General features: G+C 62.1%; 22 protein-coding genes and 1 riboswitch. Of the genes, 11 read left to right on the forward strand and 11 right to left on the reverse strand.

Going from position 1 to position 25,568, the window contains the following annotated elements:
• Nucleotides 1–17 precede the first annotated feature (17 nt).
• From hslV to O3300_RS18825, 6 genes are all read right to left on the reverse strand, one after another.
• The gene (gene hslV, locus O3300_RS18800; RefSeq protein ID WP_010394217.1) at nucleotides 18–554 is read right to left on the reverse strand and encodes an ATP-dependent protease subunit HslV; all 537 of its coding nucleotides are present in this window, start codon (nucleotides 552–554) and stop codon (nucleotides 18–20) included.
• Between the two features lie 210 nt (nucleotides 555–764).
• Nucleotides 765–1,217 carry an RNA polymerase-binding protein DksA gene (gene dksA / locus O3300_RS18805; protein ID WP_034753066.1) on the reverse strand — a complete coding sequence of 151 codons (453 nt, stop codon included), beginning with the start codon at nucleotides 1,215–1,217 and terminating at the stop codon, nucleotides 765–767.
• 481 nt (nucleotides 1,218–1,698) lie between these two features.
• Nucleotides 1,699–2,787, reverse strand: coding sequence for a GTP-binding protein (locus tag O3300_RS18810; RefSeq protein WP_305053792.1), 1,089 nt, complete (start codon nucleotides 2,785–2,787; stop codon nucleotides 1,699–1,701).
• 135 nt (nucleotides 2,788–2,922) lie between these two features.
• Nucleotides 2,923–3,867 carry a tyrosine recombinase XerC gene (locus tag O3300_RS18815; RefSeq protein ID WP_305053793.1) on the reverse strand — a complete coding sequence of 315 codons (945 nt, stop codon included), beginning with the start codon at nucleotides 3,865–3,867 and terminating at the stop codon, nucleotides 2,923–2,925.
• Nucleotides 3,868–3,874: 7 nt separating this feature from the next.
• Nucleotides 3,875–4,552: a DUF484 family protein gene (locus tag O3300_RS18820; RefSeq protein WP_099665791.1), complete on the reverse strand. Its 678-nt coding sequence runs from the start codon at nucleotides 4,550–4,552 to the stop codon at nucleotides 3,875–3,877.
• Nucleotides 4,553–4,731: 179 nt separating this feature from the next.
• Nucleotides 4,732–5,811, reverse strand: a complete 1,080-nt coding sequence (locus tag O3300_RS18825) for a porin (RefSeq protein ID WP_251349444.1) — start codon at nucleotides 5,809–5,811, stop codon at nucleotides 4,732–4,734.
• Between the two features lie 415 nt (nucleotides 5,812–6,226).
• On the opposite strand from O3300_RS18825, the gene O3300_RS18830 reads away from it, so the two are divergent.
• Complete coding sequence (locus O3300_RS18830) at nucleotides 6,227–7,729, forward strand: hypothetical protein (RefSeq protein WP_305053794.1); 1,503 nt, start codon at nucleotides 6,227–6,229, stop codon at nucleotides 7,727–7,729.
• An 11-nt stretch (nucleotides 7,730–7,740) separates the two neighbouring features.
• Here O3300_RS18830 and dapF read toward each other — a convergent pair whose 3' ends face one another.
• The 3 genes from dapF to O3300_RS18845 are packed head-to-tail and all read right to left on the reverse strand — an operon-like array spanning nucleotide 7,741 to nucleotide 10,357.
• A complete protein-coding gene (gene dapF, locus O3300_RS18835) occupies nucleotides 7,741–8,604 on the reverse strand; it encodes a diaminopimelate epimerase (protein WP_305053795.1) in 864 nt (287 codons plus the stop codon).
• 11 nt (nucleotides 8,605–8,615) lie between these two features.
• A complete protein-coding gene (locus tag O3300_RS18840) occupies nucleotides 8,616–9,491 on the reverse strand; it encodes a lipid A biosynthesis acyltransferase (protein WP_077398734.1) in 876 nt (291 codons plus the stop codon).
• Nucleotides 9,488–10,357 carry a lysophospholipid acyltransferase family protein gene (locus O3300_RS18845; RefSeq protein ID WP_305053796.1) on the reverse strand — a complete coding sequence of 290 codons (870 nt, stop codon included), beginning with the start codon at nucleotides 10,355–10,357 and terminating at the stop codon, nucleotides 9,488–9,490. Before O3300_RS18845 ends, O3300_RS18840 begins: the two co-directional genes overlap by 4 nt.
• 188 nt (nucleotides 10,358–10,545) lie before the next feature.
• Between O3300_RS18845 and metK the strand changes: the two genes are divergently transcribed.
• The 4 genes from metK to metF all read left to right on the forward strand — a co-directional run bounded on the left by metK (nucleotide 10,546) and on the right by metF (nucleotide 14,611).
• A complete protein-coding gene (gene metK, locus O3300_RS18850; protein ID WP_034783537.1) occupies nucleotides 10,546–11,712 on the forward strand; it encodes a methionine adenosyltransferase in 1,167 nt (388 codons plus the stop codon).
• A 123-nt stretch (nucleotides 11,713–11,835) separates the two neighbouring features.
• Nucleotides 11,836–11,904, forward strand: a riboswitch (S-adenosyl-L-homocysteine riboswitch).
• Between the two features lie 27 nt (nucleotides 11,905–11,931).
• Nucleotides 11,932–13,356, forward strand: coding sequence for an adenosylhomocysteinase (gene ahcY, locus O3300_RS18855; protein ID WP_070258574.1), 1,425 nt, complete (start codon nucleotides 11,932–11,934; stop codon nucleotides 13,354–13,356).
• An 81-nt stretch (nucleotides 13,357–13,437) separates the two neighbouring features.
• On the forward strand, nucleotides 13,438–13,794 hold the full coding sequence (locus O3300_RS18860; protein ID WP_099665786.1) for a phage holin family protein: 357 nt from the start codon (nucleotides 13,438–13,440) through the stop codon (nucleotides 13,792–13,794).
• A complete protein-coding gene (gene metF / locus O3300_RS18865) occupies nucleotides 13,781–14,611 on the forward strand; it encodes a methylenetetrahydrofolate reductase [NAD(P)H] (RefSeq protein ID WP_034783533.1) in 831 nt (276 codons plus the stop codon). The genes O3300_RS18860 and metF overlap by 14 nt, the downstream gene beginning before the upstream one ends.
• A gap of 15 nt (nucleotides 14,612–14,626) precedes the next feature.
• On the opposite strand, the gene O3300_RS18870 is transcribed toward metF, so the two are convergent.
• A complete protein-coding gene (locus O3300_RS18870; protein ID WP_305053797.1) occupies nucleotides 14,627–15,154 on the reverse strand; it encodes a 5-formyltetrahydrofolate cyclo-ligase in 528 nt (175 codons plus the stop codon).
• A 137-nt stretch (nucleotides 15,155–15,291) separates the two neighbouring features.
• Between O3300_RS18870 and O3300_RS18875 the strand changes: the two genes are divergently transcribed.
• The 4 genes from O3300_RS18875 to O3300_RS18890 all read left to right on the forward strand — a co-directional run bounded on the left by O3300_RS18875 (nucleotide 15,292) and on the right by O3300_RS18890 (nucleotide 19,887).
• Nucleotides 15,292–17,247, forward strand: coding sequence for a lytic transglycosylase domain-containing protein (locus O3300_RS18875; RefSeq protein ID WP_305053798.1), 1,956 nt, complete (start codon nucleotides 15,292–15,294; stop codon nucleotides 17,245–17,247).
• Between the two features lie 12 nt (nucleotides 17,248–17,259).
• Nucleotides 17,260–17,976 carry a glutathione S-transferase family protein gene (locus tag O3300_RS18880; RefSeq protein ID WP_305053799.1) on the forward strand — a complete coding sequence of 239 codons (717 nt, stop codon included), beginning with the start codon at nucleotides 17,260–17,262 and terminating at the stop codon, nucleotides 17,974–17,976.
• Between the two features lie 12 nt (nucleotides 17,977–17,988).
• Entirely contained in the window at nucleotides 17,989–19,086 is a 1,098-nt protein-coding gene (locus tag O3300_RS18885) for a multifunctional CCA addition/repair protein (protein ID WP_305053800.1), read from the forward strand.
• Between the two features lie 87 nt (nucleotides 19,087–19,173).
• Nucleotides 19,174–19,887, forward strand: a complete 714-nt coding sequence (locus tag O3300_RS18890) for a GNAT family N-acetyltransferase (protein ID WP_305053801.1) — start codon at nucleotides 19,174–19,176, stop codon at nucleotides 19,885–19,887.
• Here O3300_RS18890 and O3300_RS18895 read toward each other — a convergent pair.
• Nucleotides 19,879–20,403, reverse strand: a complete 525-nt coding sequence (locus O3300_RS18895; protein WP_034753092.1) for an Lrp/AsnC family transcriptional regulator — start codon at nucleotides 20,401–20,403, stop codon at nucleotides 19,879–19,881. The two genes, O3300_RS18890 and O3300_RS18895, sit on opposite strands and share 9 nt — an antisense overlap.
• 125 nt (nucleotides 20,404–20,528) lie before the next feature.
• Here O3300_RS18895 and hppD point away from each other — a divergent pair, with 125 nt between their 5' ends.
• Both hppD and O3300_RS18905 read left to right on the forward strand, forming a co-directional pair.
• Nucleotides 20,529–21,656: a 4-hydroxyphenylpyruvate dioxygenase gene (gene hppD / locus O3300_RS18900; RefSeq protein ID WP_099665780.1), complete on the forward strand. Its 1,128-nt coding sequence runs from the start codon at nucleotides 20,529–20,531 to the stop codon at nucleotides 21,654–21,656.
• A gap of 196 nt (nucleotides 21,657–21,852) precedes the next feature.
• Complete coding sequence (locus O3300_RS18905; RefSeq protein WP_099665779.1) at nucleotides 21,853–25,449, forward strand: indolepyruvate ferredoxin oxidoreductase family protein; 3,597 nt, start codon at nucleotides 21,853–21,855, stop codon at nucleotides 25,447–25,449.
• Nucleotides 25,450–25,568: the final 119 nt, after the last annotated feature.

The following is a 25,568-nucleotide window of genomic DNA, read 5'->3' on the forward strand; positions in this document are numbered from 1 at the left end:
CGTTTTCTCGGGGACTCTTAGTCCAGGGTCTCGATGATGTGGGACATATTCGTGTAAATGCACAGTTCCGCGGCGATGGTCAGCGATTTCTTGACCACCTCGGCCGGCGAGAGATCCGTGTTTTCCTGCAGCGCCTTGGCGGCGGACTGGGCGTAGGTGCCGCCCGAGCCGATGGCGCCGATGCCGTCTTCCGGTTCCAGCACGTCGCCATTGCCCGTGATGACGAGGGTCGACTCGCTGTCGGCCACCAGCAGCATCGCTTCCAGGCGGCGCAGTACGCGGTCGGTGCGCCAGTCCTTGGCCAGTTCGACGGAGGCGCGCAGCAGGTTGCCCTGGTGTTTTTCCAGCTTGCCTTCGAAGCGGTCGAGCAAGGTGAACGCGTCGGCGGTGCCGCCGGCAAAGCCGACCAGGACCTTGCCCTGATACAACTTACGCACTTTGCGGGCCGTGCCCTTCATGACGATGTTGCCCAGCGTTACCTGGCCGTCGCCGCCCAGGGCGACTTGCTTGCCGCGCCGGACGCAGAGGATGGTGGTGCCGTGAAATTGTTCCATAGTGACCTCAAAAGATTCGTGCCGATGCGTGCAAGGCCATGCGATTGCGCGCCCATGGCTCAAAAGTGGGGATGGAAAAGGCAATTGCAAGCGGCAGTGTTTGCTTCAGTGTAGTCGGCGCGGGACGAAAAAAAAGCACGCAACCGGAGGTCGTGTGCTTTTTTATTCGCCATCGCGGGCCGCCGGGGCGGCCGCGCAAGGGGAGGGCGATCAGTCGCCGTACAGCTTTTGCTTCAGTTCGCGCCGTTGCTGGGCTTCCAGCGACAGGGTGGCGGTCGGACGGGCGATCAGGCGCGGGATGCCGATAGGCTCGCCCGTTTCTTCGCACCAGCCATAGTCGCCGGCGTCGATGCTGGCGATCGATTGCTGCACTTTCTTCAGCAATTTGCGTTCGCGGTCGCGCGTGCGCAGTTCCAACGCATGCTCTTCCTCGATGGTGGCGCGGTCGGCAGGGTCCGGTACGAGCACGGTTTCACGCAAGTGTTCCGTGGTTTCGCCGGCGTTTTTCAGCAAGTCTTTTTCGAGCTGCTGCAGGCGCGCCTTGAAGAATGCCAGTTGTGCCGGATTCATGTAGTCATCTTCGCTCATGGCGCGAATTTGGTCTTCGCTGATGAGAGGGATGTCTTGGTTGGCGGCCGGGGTCGATTTATTAGTTTTGGTCATAACTTCGCTTACCTTCGATACGACAGAGTTTTCAAATTGATCAGTTGATGCGGCGATACCGAGCAACTGTACAGGTTCCGCTTGGCATTGCTGTCCCGCTGTACTGCGTGCGACCTTGGCTTGCCGGAGAAAGCCAGGACTACCGGCCGGCTAAGGTGCCATGTTGATAACTTTTTACCGCTCTATGCCAGTCGCGCTATGCGCGCGTCAACAGGCGTGTTGGGTGGATCGGTTGCATGCCTGGCATGCGGCCAGCGGCAGTTTGCCAGCATTTCATGACAGGCGAACGACATGGGCCGTTTTCGTCGCTGATTTTGGCACGCTTTGCTTTATATTGCCATCCCGATTTGTTGACTAGCCGATCAGAAACGGCTACTTGTTGGTTTATGCCAGCAAGACGGGTGTCAGACAGCGGGAAAGCGTGCTTAACTTTCCCTTTTGTTTCTGCTTTGCAACGGATACTTTGCAAAACCCGGCTAGTTTATACCAAACATTGTTCGAGTCCGCGAATAAAAATGTCTTTTGGTAGATTCTTGCCAATAAACACCATTTTGCTGCCGCGCACTTCATTTTCGCCCCATTTGGCGCCCAGGTCGCTGCCCATCAGCTGGTGCACGCCCTGGAAGACCACCTTGCGCTCGGCGCCCTGCATCAGCAGCACGCCCTTGTAGCGCAGCATGCGCGGGCCATACACTTGCACCAGGCCACCGAGGAACTCGTCGAGCTTGGCGCTGTCGAACGGTTGCGTGCTCTTGAAAACAAAGGCGGCGATATCGTCGCTGTGCTGCGCATGGTGATGGTCGGCATGGCCGCAATCGGTGGCGCAGGCGTCGCTGTGCTCATGCTTGTGCCCGTGGCCGTGCTCATCTGCATGCTCATGCGCGTGATCGTGGTCGTGGACGTGCGCCGTTTCCGTTGCCAGGAAATCCGGGTCCAGTTCCAGCTTTTCATTCAGGTTGAAGCCGCGGATGTCGAGCACCTCGGCCAGCGGCGCGCGGCCGAAATCGACCTTGGCGATGGGCGCGCGCGGGTTGATGCGTTTCAGGCGGCGCGTCAGGACGGCCACGTCGTCTTCGCTGACGAGGTCGGTCTTCGACAGCAGCAGCTTGTCGGCAAAGCCCACTTGCCGCTGGGCTTCCTCGTATTCGTCCAGTTGCTTCATCGCATGGCGGGCATCGACTACCGTGAGGATAGCGTCGAGCATGTAGTGGCTGCCCACTTCTTCGTCGACAAAGAAGGTTTGCGCCACGGGACCGGGATTGGCCAGGCCCGTCGTTTCGATGACGACGCGGTCGAACGCCAGCAAGCCGGCGTCGCGCTTGCGCGCCAGTTCCGTGAGGCCCACGATCAGGTCGCCCCGCACGGTGCAGCAGATGCAGCCGTTGTTCATCTCGATGATGTGTTCGTTGCTGTCCTGCACCAGGATCTCGTTATCGATGTTTTCCTGGCCAAACTCGTTTTCGATCACGGCGATGCGCATGCCGTGCTCTTCCTGCAGTATGCGGTTGAGCAAGGTGGTTTTGCCTGCGCCCAGGAAACCGGTGAGGATGGTGGTTGGAATCAGTGCCATGAGAGATGCCTTGTAATCGGTGGTGCCGCCGCGCAAGCGGAAGAATGCGGACGATTATGCCGGAATTTTGCAAAAGCTTGCAAATGCGCGCCCATCCGCTTGATATGGATCAGGCCGTCCCACCGGCGCCGCTGCCTACTTGAGCTTGGCGCGCGGGTGCGCCTGGTCGTACACGTGCGCCAGGTGCTGGAAGTCGAGGGCCGTGTAGACCTGGGTCGAGGTGATGCTGGAATGGCCCAGCATTTCCTGCACGGCGCGCAAGTCGCCCGACGATTGCAGCACGTGCGAGGCGAACGAGTGGCGCAGCACGTGCGGGTGCACGTTGGCGGGAATGTCCGTCGCCAGCGCGTGCGCCTTCAGGCGCAGCTGCAGCACGCGGGGCGAGATGCGCGTGCCGCGCGTGCTTAAAAACAAGGCAGCGCTGCCATCGGCCGCAGGCGGGCGCACGCCCAGCCAGGCGGTCAGGGCCACGAGGGCCGCCTTGCCGACGGGCACCTTGCGCATCTTGTTGCCCTTGCCCGTGACGATGACTTCGAAGCTGGCCATGTCGAGCCAGCCCAGCGAGGCGGGCTGGCCGCCGTCGGCCTTGCAATAATGGGTGTCCAGGCTGGTCAGTTCGGAGACGCGCAAGCCGCTCGAGTACAGCAGTTCGAACATGGCGCGGTTGCACAGCTGTTCCGGTTCGGCGGCGCCTTGTTGGTGTTGCGCGGGCGCAACGAGGCGCACGGCATCGTCCACCGACAGGGCTTTCGGCAAGGTCTTGGCCCGCTTGGGGGCGCGGATGCCGTCGACGGGATTGGCGTCGAGCGGGGTCTCGCCGCTGAGCCAGTTGAAAAATCCCCGCCACGACGACAGCTTGCGGGCGATCGAACGCGGGTCGAGGCCGCCGGCATGCAGCTTGGCCGTGTAGCGGCGCACTTCATTGTGCGCCAGCGCCGTCCAGGGCGTACTGCCGCTCAGTTCCAGCAAGGTGCGCAAGTCGCGCCCGTAGGCGTCCAGCGTATGCGGCGACAGCTTGCGCTGCGTGGCCAGCTGCGCCAGATAGGCGTCGAGCCAGTCAGCCTTGCCGCGCGCCTCCATGGCGTGCTCAGGCAGGCGTGCCGGCGCGCAGCGCGGCCAGGGCGGCGCTGGCCGTGGCGCCGATATGCACGAGGAAGTCCGTGCCCATGCTCGAGGTAAAGCGTTCGCTGTCGGGTGAACCGAGCACCAGCAAGCCGAAGGTGCCCGTGGTGTTCGGCGCGCGCAGGGCGATCATGACGGTCGATTCGATCTTGTCGGCCTGCAACCAGTGCACGGCTTCGAAATCGCGGTTGCTGCCGCAGTACGGCGCTTGCAGGCTGTTGGCGAACATGCGCACGTCGGCCGTCACATCTTCCGTGAACCAGCCGTTCGCGTGTTCCGGCAGCACTTGCCACAGGCGCAGGCTGACGCAGGGCACGTCGAAATTGCTTTGCAAGGCGTCGACCAGCACGCGCGGCATGTCCGCATCGTTGCGCACTTGCAGCATGGCCTGGTTCCAGCCGTGGAATTTGCTGGCGATGTCGCCATTTTCCTCGGCCAGGCGGCTCAGCTTGGACATGCGCAGTTCCAGCGCCTTGTACTTGTCGCGCATCACTTCCATCTGCCGCTCCTGCAGCGAGATGGTGCGTCCCGTCAGCGGGCTGCTCAGCTTGACCTCACCGAGCAGGGCGGTATGCTCTTCGAAGAAATTCGGGTGCTCGCTCAGGTACTGGGCGACGGTGCTGGAATCGAGTGTGGCGGTCATTGAGAATATCTGTCAGTGAAAGTTGAACACTTCATTCTAACCGAGAGTGCGGCGGCATAGGCGCAAAGGGGACGGCGTCGATGCATTTTCCGCGCGCGCATGAAAAAAGCGGCATGGTTGCCCATGCCGCCTTGCATTCTTAGCTCAGCAATCACCCGCGGAGGGTGACAGGCCGGGCATTAGAAGTTGTGGTGTACGCCCAGACCGATGTAGCTGACCGAGGTGGTGTTGTTGTAGTTGGTGAGGCTGGCCGATTTCTTGTTCGAAATATCTGCGTACAGGTAGGTACGCTTCGACAGATTGTAGTCGTAGCCCAGCGATGCTTGCTTGGTCTTGGCGACGCCATCCGGCGTTTTTTGACCGTAGCCAGCGCGGATCTTGCCTGGGCCGACGTCATAGTTGGCGCCCAGCACCCACGATTTGGTGTCGGTGTTGACGATTTTGAAATTGCCGTCATCCTGATGTTGGTACGTTGCCATCAGTTTCAATTCCGCGATCGGATTGAACGATGCGCCGACCGACCACAGCTTGGCTTGCAGGCCGTTACGCTCGTAGGCAGCCATGGCGGCGAACTGGGCATTGTTGTACGTTGCCGACACCGAGTACGGATTCGATTCTGGCGCCACATTGGCTGGCAGGGCGAAGTTGCCGGTGGCATTCGTCGTCAGGTTGCGCACGGTGGCTGCAACGGCGGCGTTGTTGTTCGCTTCCTTGGCGGCCACGGTGGCGTTGAACTGGAAGCCGCTGATGACTGGCGAGTTGTAGAACACGGCGTTCGAGAAGCGGTTACGCGAATTGCCTGGCGCGCTCAGCGGATCGCTGGTGTAGCCGGCAACGGTCAGGTCGGTCTGGAAACCGGCTGGCGTAGGCATGCCCGACCATGGTTCGAAACCGGTACTCGTTTCCTGGAAAGCGGTCAGGCCACGGCCCAGGCGTACGGTACCGAAGTCGCCTTGCAGGCCGACGCGGCTTTGACCCTGGAACAGCGGACGCGAATTGATGCCCGAGGTGTTTTCTACGGTGCCGGTGTCGGATTCATAGCGAATTTCCAGTTGGAAAATAGCTTTCAAGCCATTGCCCAGATCTTCCGTGCCCTTGAAGCCCAGTTTGTTGTTGTCGCGCTTGGTGACGGCGGTGGTCGAACCAGTCGCTTTGCCCAGGCCTGCATCGATCGTGCCGTAGATTTGGACGGACGACTGCGCTTGTGCGGTGGCGGCAAAGGCGCCGAAGAGTGCGAGGGCAACGAGTGATTTTTTCATGTCTTATTCCCTATTAAAAGTGAGTTCCGTCCGAGATCCGAGCAGATTGAAATGCGCTAACTGTCGCGTTTCGATGAATGAACCTTAATTCGTCGGCGCGCAAGACGTGCGGGATTGGTCAAATGTGCGTGAAAAGATTGGTGAAAAGCGGCATAACTGCATGCCCCTGTTGTATTTTCGTAACGCACGGTTTCTGCCGATCCCGCGCCGAGGGCCAGCGTTCTTCCATCGTTGCGCCAGCGGCGCCTCGCCATCTTGGCGTCTCAGGGCCAGGACATTGTTGCGTTGAATCAAGTTCTTAAGCGGGCTTAGTCGGATTTATGACACAAGGACGTTACACTAAGGGACGGCCTGCATGGATGGGCCTGGAGATGGCTCACTATTATTAGAATCATTGACTCAATATCGAGAATCGATGGCAAATCGCGAAACATTAGGATTGATCAAGGGCGCACGCGCGGGCGATGTCGCTTGCCAGCTGGCGTTGGGACGGGTGTATCTGTTTGGGCAGGGTGTGCCGCAAAGCTTGCCGACGGCTTTGCACTGGCTGGCGCGGGCGGCCCAGGAGGATAGCGAGGAAGCGTGCTTGCTGATTGGCACGCATGTGCCGTTCGAAGTGGCGCAGCCGGCCGCCAAGGCGCTGATTCCGTATTACGCGCAGGCGTTCGATGCGGGCCTGGTGCAGGCGGGTCTGGTGCTGGCGCAACTGGTGCTGGGCAATGCCGCCAGCCACTGTGAAGCCTTGCGCGCCAAGGCGCGCGTGGCGCTGGACGCCGCCGTGCGGGCCGGCTTGCCCGATGCGCAATGGTTGTTGTCCATGCAAGAGGGATCGCTTGCCGCTGCCGGGCGGGACACCAGTCTTGCTGGCGAGCAAGTCCTCGATGGCGACGCGCCGCTGTACTCGTGGCTGGAGCAGGCCTGGAGCCAGGGCAATCATGCGGGTTTCCTGTCGCAAGGCTTGCCGCTGGCGCGCGAGCTGCTGCAGCGCCAGGCAGCAGCCGGGGCGCGCACGATCGCCCTCGACGCGCAGCAGGTGCTGTTGCTGTCGCGTTGCGCCCAGGCCCTGGCGCCAGGCGGCGATGCCGAGGGCTGGCAGTGTTGCGAGCTGGCCGCGCATGGCGGCGACCGCACGGCGCAGCTGGAGCTGGGACTCGGCTATGCGCGCATGGATGCGCATGGCCAGCGGCTGGCCACGCGCAACGGCGCGGCCAATTTCAAGCGGGCCGTGCGCTGGCTGACGCAGGCTGGCGAGCAGGGACTGGCCGAAGCCTGGTTCGTGCTGTCGCGCATCTATACGAAACCGGAATTTTCCCAGCGCAATGTGGTCGAAGCCCATTCCTGCCTGGAGCGTGCCGCCGACCTGGGGCATGGCCCGGCCCAGCTTGAGTGCGGCATGCATGCCTGGCGTAATCGCCGCGACGGCGTCAACAACGATGTGCGGGCCGCGTACTGGCTGCTGCAGGCGCAGGCGCAAGGCAGCCGCGAGGCGGAGGCGGCGCTGGCGAAGATCGCGCCGCAAGGCGAGCCCGGCGACTGGGGCCAGTGCGCCGCCATGCACGCCGATGGGCATTTACGGCAATTGGGCCAGAGCCATCCCCTGCTGGCGATGCGGCTGGCCCTGGCGCGCTGCTTTCATCTGTCGCGTGCCGAGGCATTGCTGCTCGATATACACGCGGCCGACCAGGGGCATTGTCTGTTGATCGATATCAGCGCCACGCATGGACGCGGCAAGCGGCGCCTGGCATTGATCCGCACGGCGCAGGAGCGTCAGCTGCTCGACCAGGCGGTGCGCCTGTTCGAGCGCGTCGATTGCGGCGTGGCGGGGCCGGAAGGCAATTACCGGCAGCGCCTGTACCGCCTGAAGTGCTACCTGGCGGAACTCGACGTTGCGCAGGAACAGCAGTTCCTGGTGGCCTGACTTTCACCCGCTTACAGCTCGATCGTGCCTTCGAACACGGTCACGGCCGGGCCCGTCATCAGGACGGGATGGCCGGGGCCTTGCCAGGCGATCGACAGTTCGCCGCCGCGCGCGCTGATGCGCACGGGGGAATCGAGCAAGCCACGCAGGATGCCCGCCACGGCGGCGGCGCAGGCGCCCGTGCCGCATGCCAGGGTTTCGCCCGCGCCCCGTTCAAACACGCGCAGTTTCACGTGCTGGCGGTCGACGATCTGCATGTAGCCGGCGTTGACCCTGCGGGGAAAGCGCGGGTGGTGCTCGATGCGCGGGCCCGTCGCGTCCAGGTCTTGCGCATCGACATCGTCAACCACTTGCACGGCGTGCGGATTGCCCATCGAGACGACGGACACCAGCACGGGCGACGTTTGGCCCGGCAGCGCCAGATCCAGCGGCCACACGGTGTCCTTGCCTTGCGCCACGCCATCGATGCCGCTGGCGTCGAACGGCACCAGCTTTGGCTCCAGTACGGGCGCGCCCATGTCGACCGTGATGCTGCCGTCGATCTCCAGGCGCGGCGCGATGATGCCGGCCATGGTTTCCACGCGGATGCTGGTCTTGTCGGACAAGCCTTTTTCACTGACGAACTTGACGAAGGCGCGTGCGCCGTTGCCGCATTGCTCGACTTCGCCGCCATCGTTGTTATAGATGCGGTAGCGGAAGTCGCAGCCGGGCAGGCGCGGCTTTTCCACCACGAGGATCTGATCGGCGCCGATGCCGAAACGGCGGTCGGCCAGGTGCTGCCACTGGGCCGGCGTGAGGTCGATCTCTTGATGGATGGCGTCGATGACGATGAAGTCATTGCCGGCGCCATGCATTTTGGTAAATTGGAGTTTCATGGTCTGCCGTATCACTTGTGCTGGTTGTAGAACGATGCTTCGCCTTCCGGACGCGTCTTGAAGCGTTTATGCGTCCAGAAATATTCGGCCGGCGCTTCGCGCACGCGCTCTTCGATGAATTCGTTCATGCGGCGCGTGGCGGCCGTGATGTCGTCGCCCGGATAATCGTCCCACGCCGGGTAATACGTCACTTGCCAGCCCTGGTAATTGGGCAGGAAGGTGGCGATGACGGGAATGACTTGCGCCTTGGCGGCCAGCGCCAGGCGCGCCGTGGCCGTCAGGGTGGCGGCGGGCACGCCGAAGAAGGGTACGAATTCCGCATCCTTTTCGCCGAAATCCATGTCCGGCAGCATGAAATACGGCAAGCCGTCACGCAGCGCGCGCAGGATCGTCTTGATGCCGTCCTGGCGTGTAAACAGCTTGGGCGGCTTGAAGCGCGAACGGCCGTTGCGCAAGGCCTGGTCGAAGGCGGCGTTCTTTTGCTGCACATACATCGACGAGGCGGAAATTTCCATGGCCGTGGCGGCGCCGGCCACGTCGAGGCAGACAAAGTGCGGGCACAGCAGGATGGTCGGCTTGGCCGCGATCTGCTGGCCCGGGAAGGCGGGCACCTTTTTGATCAGGCGGTTCAGGCGCGCTTCCGACGACCACCACAGGATGCTGCGTTCCCACACGCTGCGCGAATACGCCTGGAAATGCTGGCGCGCCAGCGCCACGCGCTGGGCTTCCGTCAATTCCGGCATGCACAGGCGCAGATTCGTCAGGGCAATCTTGCGCCGCGTGGGCATGGCGATGAACAGCAGGCTGCCGACGGCCACGCCGAAGCGGCCGAGGATGGGCAAGGGCAGCCAGTGCAGCAGCCACATGAAGGCGATCAGCAGTCTCATGCCTGCTCCCCGGCGGCATCCGGCGCGGCGGGCGTGGGCGGCGGCGCGCCGCGCGGCACTTTATAGCGATTGTAGCTCCACAGGTATTGCGCCGGGCTGCGCGCGATCAATTGTTCCATGGCCGCATTGATGGTGCGCGCCTGTTCCGCCGAGGTGCTGTCGAGGGACTCGGTGAAGGGCACGAAATGCACGACATAGCCGCGCCCGCCCGGCAGGCGTTCCGCGTAGGTGATGATGACTTCGGCACCGCCCATCTGCGCCAGCTTGGCGGGCAGGGTCATGGTGTAGGCGGGGCGGCCGAAGAAATCGGCCCATACGCCTTCGCCTTCCTGCGGCACCTGGTCGGGCAGCAGGCCGATGGGCTGGCCTTTCTTCAGGCATTTGGCGAAGATGCGCACGCCCGACATATTGGCCGGCGCCAGCATCAGGTTTTCGCGCGCGCGCGCTCCTTCGATCAGCGGCTTCAATGCGGCGCGCTTGGGCGGACGGTACATCACGGTGAGCGGCGTGCGCAGCGCGATTTGCTGGGCGACGATTTCAAAGCAGCCCAGGTGCGGCGTCAGGAAGACGATGCCGCGGCCATGCTGCAGCGCTTTTTCCACCAGTTTCCAGTTTTCCACCGTCGCATGGCGCGCCACGCGTTCGGCTGGCGCGCACCAGATGAAGGGCAGTTCCAGCACGCTCTTGCCCGCTTCGGCCACGGCCGTGTGCAAGTGTTGCGAAAACCCCGCACCTTGCAGGTTCTCGCGCATGCGGCGGCGGTAGGACGGGGAAATGGCGTAAATTACCCAGCCGAGCGCAGCGCCCAGACCATGCAGGACGGGCAGGGGAAAGATCGATAAGAAGCGGAAAATTGGGACTAACATGTATAAGCTGTTTCCAGGAATGGCGTGTTGCCGTGCCAAAATTTTTTAAGAAGCGTAAAATACCACGTATGCAGTAACCGCTGAGTTAATAGACAACTTGCGATGCGGAATATAAATCTCGCTAAAGCGTCGCAGGCAAAATCCTCTTTACTGCGACAGAACATTCACATAGTAAACAGGAGCTTGCAATGTCAAACGACTATCTCTTCACTTCCGAATCCGTTTCGGAAGGCCATCCCGACAAGGTTGCCGATCAAATTTCCGACGCCATCCTTGACGCCATCCTGACCCAGGATCCAGCCGCCCGCGTGGCTGCCGAAACCCTGTGCAACACCGGTCTGGTGGTGCTGGCTGGCGAGATTACCACGCACGCCAATGTGGATTATATTCAAGTTGCGCGCGAAACCATCAAACGCATCGGCTACGACAACACGGAATACGGCATCGACTACAAGGGTTGCGCCGTGCTGGTGGCCTACGACAAGCAATCGCCGGACATCGCGCAAGGCGTCGATGAAGGTGCGGGCATTGACCTGGATCAAGGCGCTGGCGATCAGGGCTTGATGTTCGGCTATGCCTGCGATGAAACGGCCGAGCTGATGCCTGCCGCCATCCACTACGCGCACCGCCTGGTCGAGCGCCAGTCGCAACTGCGCAAGGATGGCCGTTTGCCATGGCTGCGTCCGGATGCGAAATCGCAAGTCACGCTGCGCTACGTTGATGGCCGCCCGGTCGGCGTGCACACGGTCGTGCTGTCGACCCAGCATGCGCCGGAAATCTCGCACAAGCAGATCGAAGAAGCCGTCATCGAAGAAATCATCAAGCCGATCCTGCCGCGCGAATGGCTGACGGAGACCAAATTCCTCGTCAACCCGACGGGCCGTTTCGTCATCGGCGGTCCGCAAGGCGATTGCGGCTTGACCGGCCGCAAGATCATCGTCGACACCTACGGCGGCGCAGCCCCGCACGGCGGCGGCGCGTTCTCGGGCAAGGACCCGTCGAAAGTCGACCGTTCGGCAGCCTACGCGGCCCGCTACGTGGCGAAAAACATCGTCGCCGCCGGCCTGGCGCGCCAATGCCAGGTGCAGGTCAGCTACGCCATCGGCGTGGCCAAGCCGATCAACATCACCGTGTACACGGAAGGCACGGGCGTGATTCCCGACGCGGAAATCGCCAAGCTGGTGCTGGCGCACTTTGATCTGCGTCCAAAAGGCATCGTGCAAATGCTCGACCTGTTGCGCCCGATTTACCAGAAGAGCGCCGCCTACGGCCACTTCGGCCGTGAAGAGCCGGAATTCACGTGGGAACGCACGGACAAGGTCGCCCTGCTGCGCGACGCTGCCGGCCTGAAGTAATCTAGTTGGATTTGCAAGAAAAGCGCCCCGGCCTGCTGGCCGCGGGCGCTTTTTTTATGTGTTGTTACGTGGCAATGCCGTGCAAACAGGCTGGCGCGGCGGCCTTGACAATGATAAAATCCCGTGTCCGAGGAGCGTTGCGACGAAGAAATTCGCCAGGCTCGGAATATCCTGCAACTGCGCTCACGTACCTTTTTCAACAACTGAAAGGAGGGCGTGATGAACGCCGTACTCAAATCGCAACACGACTACACCATCGCCGATATCACCTTGGCCGCATGGGGCGACAAAGAAATCAAGATTGCTGAAACGGAAATGCCTGGCCTGATGGCCATCCGCGAAGAATTCGCGGCAGCGCAGCCTCTGAAAGGCGCGCGCATCACCGGTTCCATCCACATGACCATCCAGACCGCCGTGCTGATCCAGACCCTGGAAGCACTGGGCGCGCAAGTGCGTTGGGCATCGTGCAACATTTACTCCACGCAAGACCATGCCGCCGCCGCCATCGCTGCCGCCGGCACGCCTGTGTTCGCCGTCAAGGGCGAGTCGCTGGACGATTACTGGGAATACACGCACCGCATCTTCGAATGGCCGAACGTGGATGGCAAGGCCGTCTACTCGAACATGATCCTCGATGATGGCGGCGACGCCACCCTGCTGCTGCACCTGGGCGTGCGCGCGGAAACCGACCTGTCGGTGCTGGCCAATCCAGGCTCGGAAGAAGAAATCTGCCTGTTCAACTCGATCAAGAAGCACTTGCTGGCCGATCCGACCTGGTACTCGAAGCGTCTGCCGGAAATCCTCGGCGTGACGGAAGAAACCACCACCGGCGTGCACCGTTTGTATCAAATGCACAAGGAAGGCAAGCTGGCTTTCCCTGCGATCAACGTGAACGATTCCGTCACGAAATCGAAGTTCGACAACCTGTATGGCTGCCGCGAATCGCTGGTCGACGGCATCAAGCGCGCCACCGACGTGATGATCGCCGGTAAGGTCGCCGTCATCGCCGGTTACGGTGATGTCGGCAAGGGTTCGGCGCAAGCCATGCGCGCCCTGTCGGCGCAAGTATGGGTGACGGAAGTCGATCCGATCTGCGCACTGCAGGCGGCGATGGAAGGCTACCGCGTCGTGACCATGGATTACGCCTGCGAACACGGCGACATTTTCGTCACCTGCACCGGCAACTACCATATCCTCACGCACGATCACCTGACGCGCATGAAAGACCAGGCCATCGTCTGCAACATTGGTCACTTTGACAATGAAATCGATGTTGCTTCGTTGAAACAATACGAGTGGGAAAACATCAAGCCGCAAGTCGACCACATCATCTTCCCGTCGGGCCGCCGCATCATCCTGCTGGCCGAAGGCCGCCTGGTCAACCTCGGTTGCGGCACGGGCCACCCGTCGTACGTGATGAGCTCGTCGTTCGCCAACCAGACGATCGCCCAGATCGAGCTGTACGCGAACACGGCCAACTACCCGGTCGGCGTGTACACCTTGCCGAAACACCTCGATGAAAAAGTCGCTCGTTTGCAACTCAAAAAGTTGAATGCGCAGCTGACGGAACTGACGCAAGAGCAAGCCGACTACATCGGCGTGCGCACGGAAGGCCCTTATAAACCTGAACACTACCGTTACTGATCGGTAGTCCGGGGCTGTCACTCACCCTCCGAGGGCCGACGCCTGGCGCCGGCCTGACCTCACTTTTGACAGGCTAGAGAAATGCGCTTGCTACTGATTTGGTTTATCAATGCGGCGGCCCTGTTTGCCGTCCCTTACCTGATGCACTCGGTGACGATGAGCAGCGGCTGGACCGCGCTGCTGGCCGCTGCCGTGCTGGGGCTGGTCAATGCGCTGATCCGTCCTTTGCTGATCCTGCTGACCCTGCCCGTGACGTTCTTGTCGCTGGGCCTGTTCATTTTGATCATCAACGGCTTCATGTTCTGGCTGGTGGCGCAGATGATCGCTGGTTTCCATGTCGCCAGTTTCTGGTCTGCCGTGGGCGGTGCCATTCTGTACAGCATCATTTCCTGGGCCTTGTCGACCTTACTTTTGAGCAACGACGATGGAAAAGCATAACTTCAGTATTGAGTTTTTCCCGCCGAAAACCCCGGAAGGGGCGGAAAAGCTGCGCGCCACGCGTGTCAAGTTGTCTGAATTGCATCCGAAGTATTTCTCGGTGACGTTTGGCGCCGGCGGCACGACGCAGCAGGGTACGCTGGACACCGTGCGCGAGATCCTGGCGGCCGGCGAACAGGCCGCGCCCCACCTGTCTTGCGTGGGCGGTTCGCGCGAATCGATCCGCGCCGTGCTGGCCGACTTCAAGGCGGCCGGCGTGAACCGCATCGTGGCCTTGCGCGGCGACTTGCCGAGCGGCTATGGTGCCTCGGGCGAGTTCCGCTACGCCAACGAGCTGGTGGAATTCATCCGCGCCGAGACGGGCGACCATTTCCATATCGAAGTGGCTGCCTATCCGGAAGTGCACCCGCAAGCCCGTTCGCCGCAGGACGACCTGAACGCGTTCGCGCGCAAGGTGCAGGCCGGCGCCGATGCGGCCATCACCCAGTACTTCTACAATGCCGACGCGTATTTCCAGTTTGTCGAGCAGACGCAGAAGATGGGCATCAACGTGCCTATCGTGGCCGGCATCATGCCGATCACGAACTACACGCAATTGATGCGCTTTTCGGACATGTGCGGCGCGGAAATTCCACGCTGGGTGCGTCTGAAACTGGCCAGCTTCGGCGACGACAGCGCGTCCATCAAGGCTTTTGGCCTGGACGTGGTGACGGGCTTGTGCGAACGCCTGCTGGAAGGCGGCGCGCCAGGCTTGCATTTCTATAGCATGAACCAGGCGGCGCCCACGACCGCACTGTGGCAGCGCCTGGTCAAGTAATCCCCATCTGATCCGTCAGAGCAGATCGCCCTCGGTCACGATGTGATCGAGGGCGATGTCGTATTCGCCGTTGGGAAAGCTTGCCGCCAGGCAGGCATAGGCGATGCCCACGGTGCGCGGACGGGGCAGTTGCGCCAGGGTGCGGTCGTAATACCCGCCGCCATAGCCGAGCCGGTACCGTTGCTCATTGAATCCCAGGCAAGGCACCAGCAGGGTGGCGGGCGCCGGGCGCAGGCGCAATTCGGCGGGCACGGCCACGCCCATGCCATCCTTGACCATCGCTTCTCCCGGCGTCCAGCTGGAAAACGCCAGCGGCGCATGCTTTTCCAGCACCACCGGCAAGCTTAATTGCACGCCGCGCGCGGCCAGCTGCGCATACGCGTCGTGCAAGTCCGGCTCGCCATGCAGGGGCCAGTACACGCCCAGTTCCTCGATGTTTTCCTGCGCGCACCAGTCCAGCAGGCGCTGCGCGATGGCCGCATCCCACTGCGCGCGCGTGGCGTCGGGCAGGGCGCGCCGGGCCGCCAGCAAGGCTTTGCGCAAGCCGGCTTTTTCCTGTGGCGCAATGGGTGGCCGTGCAGCCGGATCGCATGTTATTCTAGGGTCGCTATTCATATCACCATCAAGTTAAGATTGAGAGTCGTACATTGATTTCCCCACTGAAATGGATTGCCGGCACGATGCTGTGTGTTGCATCGGCCTTGTCTCCCCTGGCCGCCCTGGCCCAGGTGTCCGCTACCGTAACGCCCGCCGCTCCCGACACGCGCAGCGAGGACGATGCCTTCCTGCTGCTGCGCGACGCCGCGCGCAAGGATGACGTCGAAAAAGCCGACTTTTATGCGGGGCGCCTGACGAATTACCAGATTCCCTCGTATGTCGACTATTATCGGCTGAAACCGCGCATCAAACAGTTGACCGAGGCACAATTTCGCGATTACCTGAACCGCTACAAGGGCAGCGCCATCGCCGACCGTTTCCGCAACGACTGGCTGCTGGAGCTGGGCCGCAAGCGTGACTGGGTTGTGTTTGACGAGCAATACCCGCAATTCGCCCTCGACGACGACACCCAGCTCAAGTGCTACGCGCTGATGTCGCGCGCCGCCAAGGGGCAGAACGTGGCGTCCGAGGCGCGCAACCTGCTCGTCTCGCCGCCCGGCTATGGCGAAGCGTGCGGCAGCCTGATCGCGGCACTGGCGCAAAATGGCCAGTTCGACACGAACGATCTGTGGGCGCAGATCCGCCTGGCGGGCCAGACCAACGCTACCGGCCCGGCCCGCCGCATCGCGCTGTTGCTGGGCGCCTCCGACGCGAAGATGGCGCAAGCCATCGACTTGCCGGCGCTGGTGCTGGCCAAGGGCGCGGGCGCCAGCCGTGCCGACCACGAGATGTACCTGGTGGCCGTCGGCCGCATGGCGAAAAGCACCTTGAAACTGGGCGTCGTGGCCCTGCAAAAGGCGAGTGCGCAATTGACGCCGCAGGAACAGGCCATCGGCTGGGCCAGCCTGGCCCTGCAAGCGTCGTATGCGCTGGCGCCGGAAGCGTTCGAATATTGGCAAAAAACCAATGGTGCGCCCCTGACCCAGGAGCAGATGCAATGGAAGGCGCGTATCGCCTTGCGTGAAGGCAACTGGCCACTGGTGAAGGCCGCCATCCAGGCCATGCCGGCGTCCTTGCGCACGGATCCCACCTGGGTGTACTGGCTGGCGCGCGCGCAGCAGGCGGAAACGCCGGGCCGCCCGAACCCGCAGGCGGACGCCCTGTACCGCACGATTTCCGACCAGTCGAATTTCTATGGCTTGCTGGCCAATGAAGAACTGGGCAACCATCTGGTGTTGCCGCCGCCGGGCCAGCCGGTCAGTCCGACGGAAATCGCCGCCATGGCCGCCAATCCGGGCTTGCAGCGCGCCTTGAAATTCTTCAACATGCGCCTGCGCTTCGAAGGCACGCGCGAGTGGAACTGGGAATTGCGTTCGATGACGGACCGCCAGCACCTGGCGGCCGCGGAATTTGCGCGCCAAAACAATGTGCTCGACCGCATGGTCAACACCTCGGACCGCACGCGCCTGGAAGTGGACTATACGCAGCGCTACCCGACGCCGCACGACGACGTCATGCATCCGGCCACGCAAACCCTGGGCCTGGACAAGGCCTGGGTGTATGGCTTGATCCGCCAGGAATCGCGCTTCATCATGGATGCGCAGTCGCACGTGGGCGCGTCCGGTTTGATGCAGGTCATGCCGTCGACGGCCCGTTATGTCGCCAAGAAGATCGGCCTCACCGATTTCGTCACGGAAACGTTGAGCGACGTGCGCACCAATGTCTTGCTGGGCACGAATTACCTGAACATGGTGCTCGGTGGTCTTGACGGCTCGCAAGTGCTGGCCAGCGCCGCCTACAACGCGGGACCGGGGCGTCTGCGCATCTGGCGCGCCACCATGACGCGTCCGCTGGAAGGCGCCGTCTTTGCCGAGATCATTCCGTACACGGAAACGCGCGGCTACGTGAAAAACGTGATGGCCAACGCCACCTATTACGCTGCCCTGTTCGAGAAGAGCCCGCAGTCGCTGAAGGCGCGCCTGGGCACCGTGGGACCGAAAAACAGCGCCGTTTCCGCCGATTTGCCATCCTCCAACTAAAGTCCGCCGACCATGCAAACGACCATCCTTGATCCCAGCCTGACGCAAACCCTGGCCGCCGCGCGCGAGCCGGGCCTGACCCTCATCATCGGCAACAAGAATTACTCATCGTGGTCGATGCGCCCGTGGGTGGCCATGACGGCCTTCGGCATCCCGTTCCAGGAAGTGCGCGTGCTGCTCGACCAGAGCGACACGGCCACCAAGATCGCCGAATATTCCGCCTGCGGCCGGGTCCCCGTGCTGCTGGCGGGCGAGATCACGATCTGGGACAGCCTGGCCATCTGCGAATACCTGGCCGAGCAGTTTCCCGATAAACACATGTGGCCGCAAGACGTGGCCGCGCGCGCCATGGCGCGTTGTATCTGCGCGGAAATGCATTCCGGCTTTAACGGCTTGCGCACGGACATGTCGATGAATATCAAGGCAAAATTGCCGGGACGTGGCCGCACGGCCGCCGCGCAGGCCGACATCGGCCGCATCAGCGAAATCTGGGAAGAGTGCCTGTCGCGCTTTGGCCACCACCAGTTCCTGTTTGGCGACTTTTCCATCGCCGACGCGTATTTCGCCCCCGTCGTCATGCGTTTCCGCACGTATGGCGTGAGCCTGGCGCCGGCCCTGAACGCGTATTGCGAGCGCGTGCAGGCGCACCCGGCCGTGGCCCGCTGGATCACGGAAGCGCTGGCGGAAACGGAAGTCGCTGCCAAGCACGACGCGGAATTACCTGAATAAGAAAAGAGTGTTATGAAGATTTACACGGTCGGTGGCGCGGTGCGCGACCAACTGCTGGGCTTGCCCGTGAAAGACCACGACCACGTCGTCGTGGGCGCCACGCCGGAAGACATGCTGCGCCAGGGCTTCCGCCCAGTCGGCAAGGATTTCCCCGTGTTTTTGCACCCGAAGACGCAGGAAGAATACGCCCTGGCCCGCACGGAACGCAAGACGGCGCCCGGCTACCGGGGCTTTGTCTTCCACACGGCGCCCGACGTCACCCTCGAAGACGACCTGGTGCGCCGCGATCTGACCATCAACGCCATCGCCCGGGCCGAGGACGGGACGTTGACCGATCCGTTCGGCGGTATCGAGGACATTCGCAACAAAATCTTCCGCCACGTCTCCGACGCGTTCGGCGAAGACCCCGTGCGCATCTTGCGCCTGGCCCGCTTTGCCGCCCGTTTTCATACTTTTACTGTCGCGCCCGCTACCCTGACCTTGATGCGCCGCATGGTGGCCGACGGCGAAGTCGACGCCCTGGTGGCCGAGCGCGTGTGGCAGGAAGTGGCCAAGGGGCTGATGGAAAGCCATCCTTCGCGCATGCTGACGGTGCTGCACGAATGCGGTGCCCTGGCGCGCATCATGGGCGAAATCACGCTGAGCGAGCGCTTGCTGCAGGTCGTCGACCATGCGGCAGCGCAAGGCCATGACTTGCCCGTGCGTTTTGCGGCCTTGATGCTGCGCATGAGCAAAGATGCCATCGAGAAACTGAGCGAGCGCTTGCGCGTGCCCAACGAGTGCCGCGAGCTTGCCGTCATGGCGGCGCGCGAACGGGACAATATCGATGGCGCGCTGGCGCTGAGCGCCGAAGCCGTGGTGAGCTTGTGCGAGCGCTGCGACGGCTTGCGCAAGCCGCAGCGCTTTGCGCAACTGCTGCAAGCTGTGGCTTGCGACGGGCTGGTCACCGGCGATTTCCCTCAGGCGGCGCGGCTGCAGGGTGGATTGGACGCGGCGCGCGCCGTGAATGCGGGTGCGCTGGCGCAAGGCTGTGCGGAGCCGAAACGCATCCCCGAAGTCATCCACGCGGCGCGGGTGGCGGCCGTGCAGGCGTTCCTGGGCCAGGCTTGAATGGCGGGAATAGGCTACAATGGCGCCACAATGTTGCACTGCACAATGCCGGCCTGACGTGCCGCAGCACCGCCCCCAGGAGTCGACGTGACCTTACCCAAGCTGTTTCAAAACCCGTTTCGCCGCTGGCTCAGCCGTAGCGGTGGCGGGCGTCCGACCGTGCTCGTCAAGCAATTGCATGAGCGCGACCGGCGCCGCATGATGAAGCATTTTCTGTCGCTCGAGAAAAGCGACCGCCTGCTGCGCTTCGGCAGCGCCTTGCCCGATGAACTCGTGGCCCAGTACGTGCAAAAGATGGATTTTTCGCGCGACATGATCTACGGCGTCTACAACAGCCTGTTCAAGCTGGTGGGCGTGGGGCACCTGGCGTTCGCGCCGAAGGACCAGTCGCCGGCGAAAAGCGTGGTGACGGACAAGGAGCAGGTGGCGGAGTTTGGCGTATCCGTGTCGAAATCCATGCGCGGCATGGGGGTCGGGTCGAAACTGTTCGAACGGGCGGCGATTCACTGCCGTAACAACGATGTCGATACCCTGTATATGCATTGTTTGTCGTCGAACAAGACGATGTTGCATATCGCCAAGAAGGCGGGCATGGAAATCCAGCGCGACTATGGCGAAGCCGATGCATATCTGAAACTGTTGCCGCCGAACCCGACCAGCATGCTGCAGGAAGCCGTGCAGGAACAGTTCGCCATGTTCGACTACACGTTCAAGGCCAACGCGCGTGCCGCGTTCAAATTGTGGGATCGCTTGCCGGGGCGCAAGAAGAAGCCCGGGCCGCCGTCACCGCCGTCACAGTAAGGGCAGGGCCGTCGTATCCTTGATGCGCTGCAAGGCAAAGCTCGATTTCACGTCCAGCACGGCCGGGTGGCGCAGCAGGGTCGCCATCATGAAGCGCGAAAAGTGTTCCATGTCTTCCACGTGCACGCGCAACAGATAATCCATTTCGCCCGTCATCGCATAGCAGGCCACCACTTCCGGCCATTGCGCCACGGCCACGGCGAAGTCGGCGCGCGGCGAGGTATTCGTCACCAGATTCGGCGCCAGCACGCGCGCTGTGCTGTGCGCCGTGGCGTCGCTGTGCTTTTCCAGCCGCACGTTGACGTAGGCGAGCAAGCCCAGGCCGATCTTTTCCGGGTCTAGCAGGGCCACGTACTGGCGGATCACGCCCGCTTCTTCCAGCCGTTTGACGCGGCGCAAGCATGGCGACGGCGACAGGCTGACCTGTTCGGCCACGTCCTGGTTCGACAGGCGGCCATCGGCCTGCAGGACGGCGAGGATCTTGCGATCCGTTTTATCCAGCGTAATTTTGCTCATGCTTCCTCCGGTGGTTCGACTTTCACGCAATATTATTGCGCAAATCATGATTGTTCGGGAGATCTTTGGCATTTAATGCCCACAGACCGCGCCTATACTGTGCGCTACTTCTTGGAGGAGACATCATGCAATTTCAGCCTTGGGATAACCCGATGGGTACCGATGGTTTCGAGTTCGTCGAGTATGCAGCACCAGACCCAAAAGCATTGGGCAAGCTGTTCGAGAACATGGGCTTCACGGCCATCGCGCGCCACCGCCACAAGGATGTGACCCTGTACCGTCAGGGTGACATCAATTTCATCATCAATGCCGAACAAGATTCGTTCGCGCAGCGTTTTGCCCGCCATCACGGCCCGTCCGTGTGCGCCATCGCCATCCGCGTCGACGACGCGGCCTTCGTGTACCGCCGCGCGCTGGAACTGGGCGCCTGGGGCTTCGACAATAAAACAGGTCCGATGGAGCTGAATATCCCCGCCATCAAGGGCGTGGGCGATTCCCTGCTGTACTTCGTCGACCGCTGGCGCGGCAAGGGCGCCGACAAGCCGGACGCGGCCGCACCAGGCGGCATCGGCGACATCAGCATCTATGACGTCGACTTCGTCGCCATTCCCGGCGCCGTCGCCAACCCCGTCGGCCATGGCCTGACGTATATCGACCACCTGACGCACAATGTGCACCGTGGCCGCATGAAGGAATGGGCGACGTTCTATGAAAGCCTGTTCAATTTCCGCGAAGTGCGCTATTTCGACATCGAAGGCAAGTTGACGGGCCTCAAGTCGAAGGCCATGACTTCGCCGTGCGGCAAGATCCGCATTCCGATCAATGAATCGTCGGACGACAAGTCGCAGATCGCTGAATACCTGGACCAGTACCATGGCGAAGGCATCCAGCATATCGCCCTGGGTACGGACAATATCTACGCATCCGTGCAAGGCATGCGCGATACGGGTATCGATTTCCAGGATACGATTGAAACTTACTATGAGCTGGTCAACCGCCGCCTGCCGAACCATGGCGAGCAGCTGGAAGAACTGCGCCGCCTGCGCATCCTGATCGATGGCCACAGCACGGAAAATGAACGCGAGCTGTTGCTGCAAATCTTCACGCAGACGGTGATCGGCCCGATCTTCTTTGAGATCATCCAGCGCAAGGGCGACCAGGGCTTCGGCGAAGGCAATTTCCGCGCCCTGTTCGAATCGATCGAGCTGGACCAGATCAAGCGCGGCGTGCTGAAAGATACGAACGCGGCGTAATGTTGCTCTGTAACAAATAGTAGTGAAAATGGTACCCGCCCGGGAGTGCAGCGCAGCAAAGAACTGCGCGCATTCCTGTGGTAGTCTACGACAAACAAGTCATTTTTCCGCACCGGCATTGTCCACAAGGCACAGCCGGTACGTGTGAGTTCAACCGACTTTGCACGCGTAGCACAGAGAATAATGGAGACAAGTAATGAATGCACCAATCAAGGGCTCGAGTCTTGAGCCGGGCGCGCACGCGTCCGAAATTTCCCTGAACGACAAATACACGCTGGAGCGCGGCCGCGCCTTCATGACGGGCACGCAAGCGCTGATCCGCCTGCCCATGCTGCAGCGCGAGCGCGATTTGAAGGCTGGCTTGAATACGGCTGGCTACATCACCGGTTACCGCGGTTCGCCTGTGACGTCCGTCGACATGACGGCGATCAAGGCCAAGAAATACCTCGATGAACACCACGTCAAATTCCACCCGGGCCTGAATGAAGACCTGGCCGCCACGGCCGTCTGGGGCACGCAGCAAACGAATCTGTTCGAAGACGCGAAATACGACGGCGTGTTCGGCATGTGGTACGGCAAGGGCCCTGGCGTCGACCGCTGCGGCGACGTGTTCAAGCACGCGAATAACGCCGGTTCCGCCAAGCATGGCGGCGTGCTGGTGCTGGCCGGCGACGACCATGCGGCGAAATCCTCGTCCACGGCGCACCAGTCCGACCATATCCTGAACGCTTGCGGCATCCCCGTGCTGTACCCGTCGTCGGTGCAGGAATACATCGACTATGGCTTGCACGCCTGGGCCATGAGCCGCTACACGGGCCTGTGGGTGTCGATGAAATGCGTGACCGACATCATCGAGTCGGGCGCCGCCGTCGATTTCGACCCGGACCGCGTGCAGATCACCCTGCCGACCGACTTCGAGATGCCGGCCGGTGGCTTGAACATCCGCTGGCCCGACACGGTGCTGGAACAAGAAGTACGCATGAACAGCTACAAATGGTATGCGGCGCTGGCGTATGCGCGTGCCAACAAGCTCAATAAGATTATCTGGGACAGCCCGAAGGCGCGCATCGGCATCATCACGGCCGGCAAATCCTACCTGGACACGCGCCAGGCGCTGGCCGACCTCGGCATCGACGAGCAGACGGCGTCCGACATCGGCATCCGCCTGTACAAGATCGGCATGACCTGGCCGCTGGAAGCGGACGGCGTACATGAATTTGCCAAGGGTCTCGACGAAATCCTCGTGGTGGAAGAAAAGCGGCAAATCCTCGAATATGCGCTGAAGGAAGAACTCTACAACCTGAAGGACGGCGAGCGTCCGCGCGTGGTCGGCAAGTTCGACGACACGGGCGAATGGAGCAACCAGAAGGGGACGGGGCACGGCGACTGGCTGCTGCCGGCCACGTATGAGCTGAACCCGGCCATGATCGCCCGCGCCATTGCCAGCCGCATTTCGCGCTATTACGCCGGCCACCCGGTGGAGCAGCGCGTCAAGGAGCGCATCGCCTACCTGGAAGCGAAGGAAAACGTCCTCAAGGCCATCAGCGTGAAACCCGATCCGCAAAAGGACCGCACGCCGTTCTTCTGCTCCGGCTGCCCGCACAACAGTTCGACCAAGGTGCCGGAAGGCTCGCGCGCGCTGGCCGGCATCGGCTGCCACTACATGGTGCTGTGGATGGACCGCGAAACGTCGACGTTCACCCACATGGGCGCCGAAGGCGTCACGTGGGTGGGGCAGGCGCCGTTCACGAATGAAAAGCACGTATTTACCAACCTTGGCGACGGCACGTATTTCCACTCGGGCATCCTGGCCATCCGCGCGGCCGTCTCGGCCAAGGTGAACATCACTTATAAAATTCTGTTCAACGATGCGGTGGCCATGACGGGCGGCCAGGAATTCGACGGCCCGCTGTCGCCGGCGATCATTTCGCGCCAGATCGCCGCCGAAGGCGTCGGTCCCATCATCGTCGTCACGGACGAACCGGAAAAATACCCGGACGATTACGCCTGGGCCGAAGGCGTCACCGTGCGCCACCGTTCGGAACTGATGGACGTGCAGCGCGAATTGCGCGACATGCCCGGCGTATCGGCCATGATCTACGACCAGACCTGCGCCTCGGAAAAACGCCGCCGCCGGAAACGCAATGAATACCCGGATCCGGCCAAGCGCGCCGTCATCAACGAAGCCGTCTGCGAAGGCTGCGGCGACTGTTCCGTGCAATCGAACTGTCTGTCGGTGGAACCGCTGGAAACGGAACTGGGGCGCAAGCGCCAGATCAACCAGTCGTCCTGCAACAAGGATTTCTCGTGCACGACGGGTTTCTGCCCCAGTTTCGTGACGGTGGAAGGCGGCGGCTTGAAAAAGCCGAAGAAGGCGGCTGCCGCCGACAAGGACGCGCCAGCGGCGCCGGCCTTGCCGACGCCAAGCATTCCCTCGACGGCCGAGCCGTTCGGCATCCTGGTCACCGGCATCGGCGGCACGGGCGTCGTCACCGTCGGCCAGATCCTGGCCATGGCGGCCCACGTGGAAGGCAAGGGCTGTTCCGTGCTGGACATGAGCGGCCTGGCGCAAAAGGGCGGCCCCGTGATGTCGCACGTGCGCCTGGCGGACCGCCAGGAAGATATCCACTCGACGCGCGTGGGTACCGGTGCGGCTGACCTGGTCATCGGCTGCGACTTGATCGTCACGGCCAGCCGCGACGCCCTGTCGCGCATGGGAGAGGGCCGCAGCTGGGCCATGATCAACTCGACCAGCTCGTCGACGGCCGCGTTCGTGAAAAACCCGGACTGGCAATTCCCCGGCGCCTCGGCGCGCATGGAAATCGAAAAGGCGTGCGGCAGCGACCACGTGGACTTCATCGACGCGGGCCAGATCGCCACGGCGCTGATGGGCGACTCCATCGCGACGAACATGTTCATGCTGGGCTATGCCTGGCAAAAGGGCAAGGTGCCGCTGTCGGAAGCTGCCATCATGAAGGCCATCGACTTGAACAATGTCTCGGTGGCGTTCAACAAGGCCGCCTTCAACTGGGGGCGCGCGGGTGCCCACGATACGGCCAGCCTGGTGCGCATGACGACGCCAGCCAAGGTGGTGGAATTCAAGCGCATCGAAACGCTCGACGACCTGATCGAAAAGCGCGTGGCCCTGCTGACGGCTTACCAGGACCGCGCGTATGCGCAGCAGTACCTGGACTTCGTCGGCCAGGTGCGCGCCGCCGAAAGCGCGCTGAACGGCCCGCACCTGCGCCTGACGGAAGCCGTGGCCCGCTACTTCTACAAGCTGATGGCCTACAAGGACGAGTACGAAGTGGCACGCCTGTACACGGACGGCGCCTTCCAGGCGAAGATCGCCGCCATGTTCGAAGGCGACATCAAGCTCAAGTTCCACCTGGCGCCGCCGATCATGGCGAAAACGGATGCCCATGGCCATTTGATCAAGAAGGAATATGGCCCGTGGATGCTGAAGGCCTTCGGCGTGCTGGCCAAGTTCAAGGGCTTGCGCGGCACGGCTTTCGACGTGTTCGGCCATACGGCCGAGCGCAAGATGGAGCGCGCGCTGATTCTTGAGTACCGCGCGACGGTAGGCGGTTTGCTGCCGAAACTGACGACGGCCAAGCTGGCGCAAGCCGTGGCGATTGCCAGCATTCCGGAAGACATCCGCGGCTATGGCCACGTGAAGGAGCGTCATTTGAAGGCGGCGAAAGAGAAGGAAGCCAGTTTGCTGATCGCCTTCAATGCGCCGACGCCGCTGCCGCCCGTCATGGCGGCACCCGTGGCGGCCACCGTGGCGTGATGGGGTGAACTTCACGCTGTAGCAATGGCGCCTGCGGGCGCCATTTTTTTTGTATCAAAGAAAACAACGCCTGTTTGTAAAACGTCTTATAATTTTTCGATAATTTCTTTTCGGAAAGT

Origin of the sequence: Janthinobacterium sp. SUN206, assembly GCF_030587305.1 — a bacterium.
In the GTDB taxonomy this organism is placed as follows: Bacteria; Pseudomonadota; Gammaproteobacteria; order Burkholderiales; family Burkholderiaceae_D; genus Janthinobacterium; species Janthinobacterium kumbetense.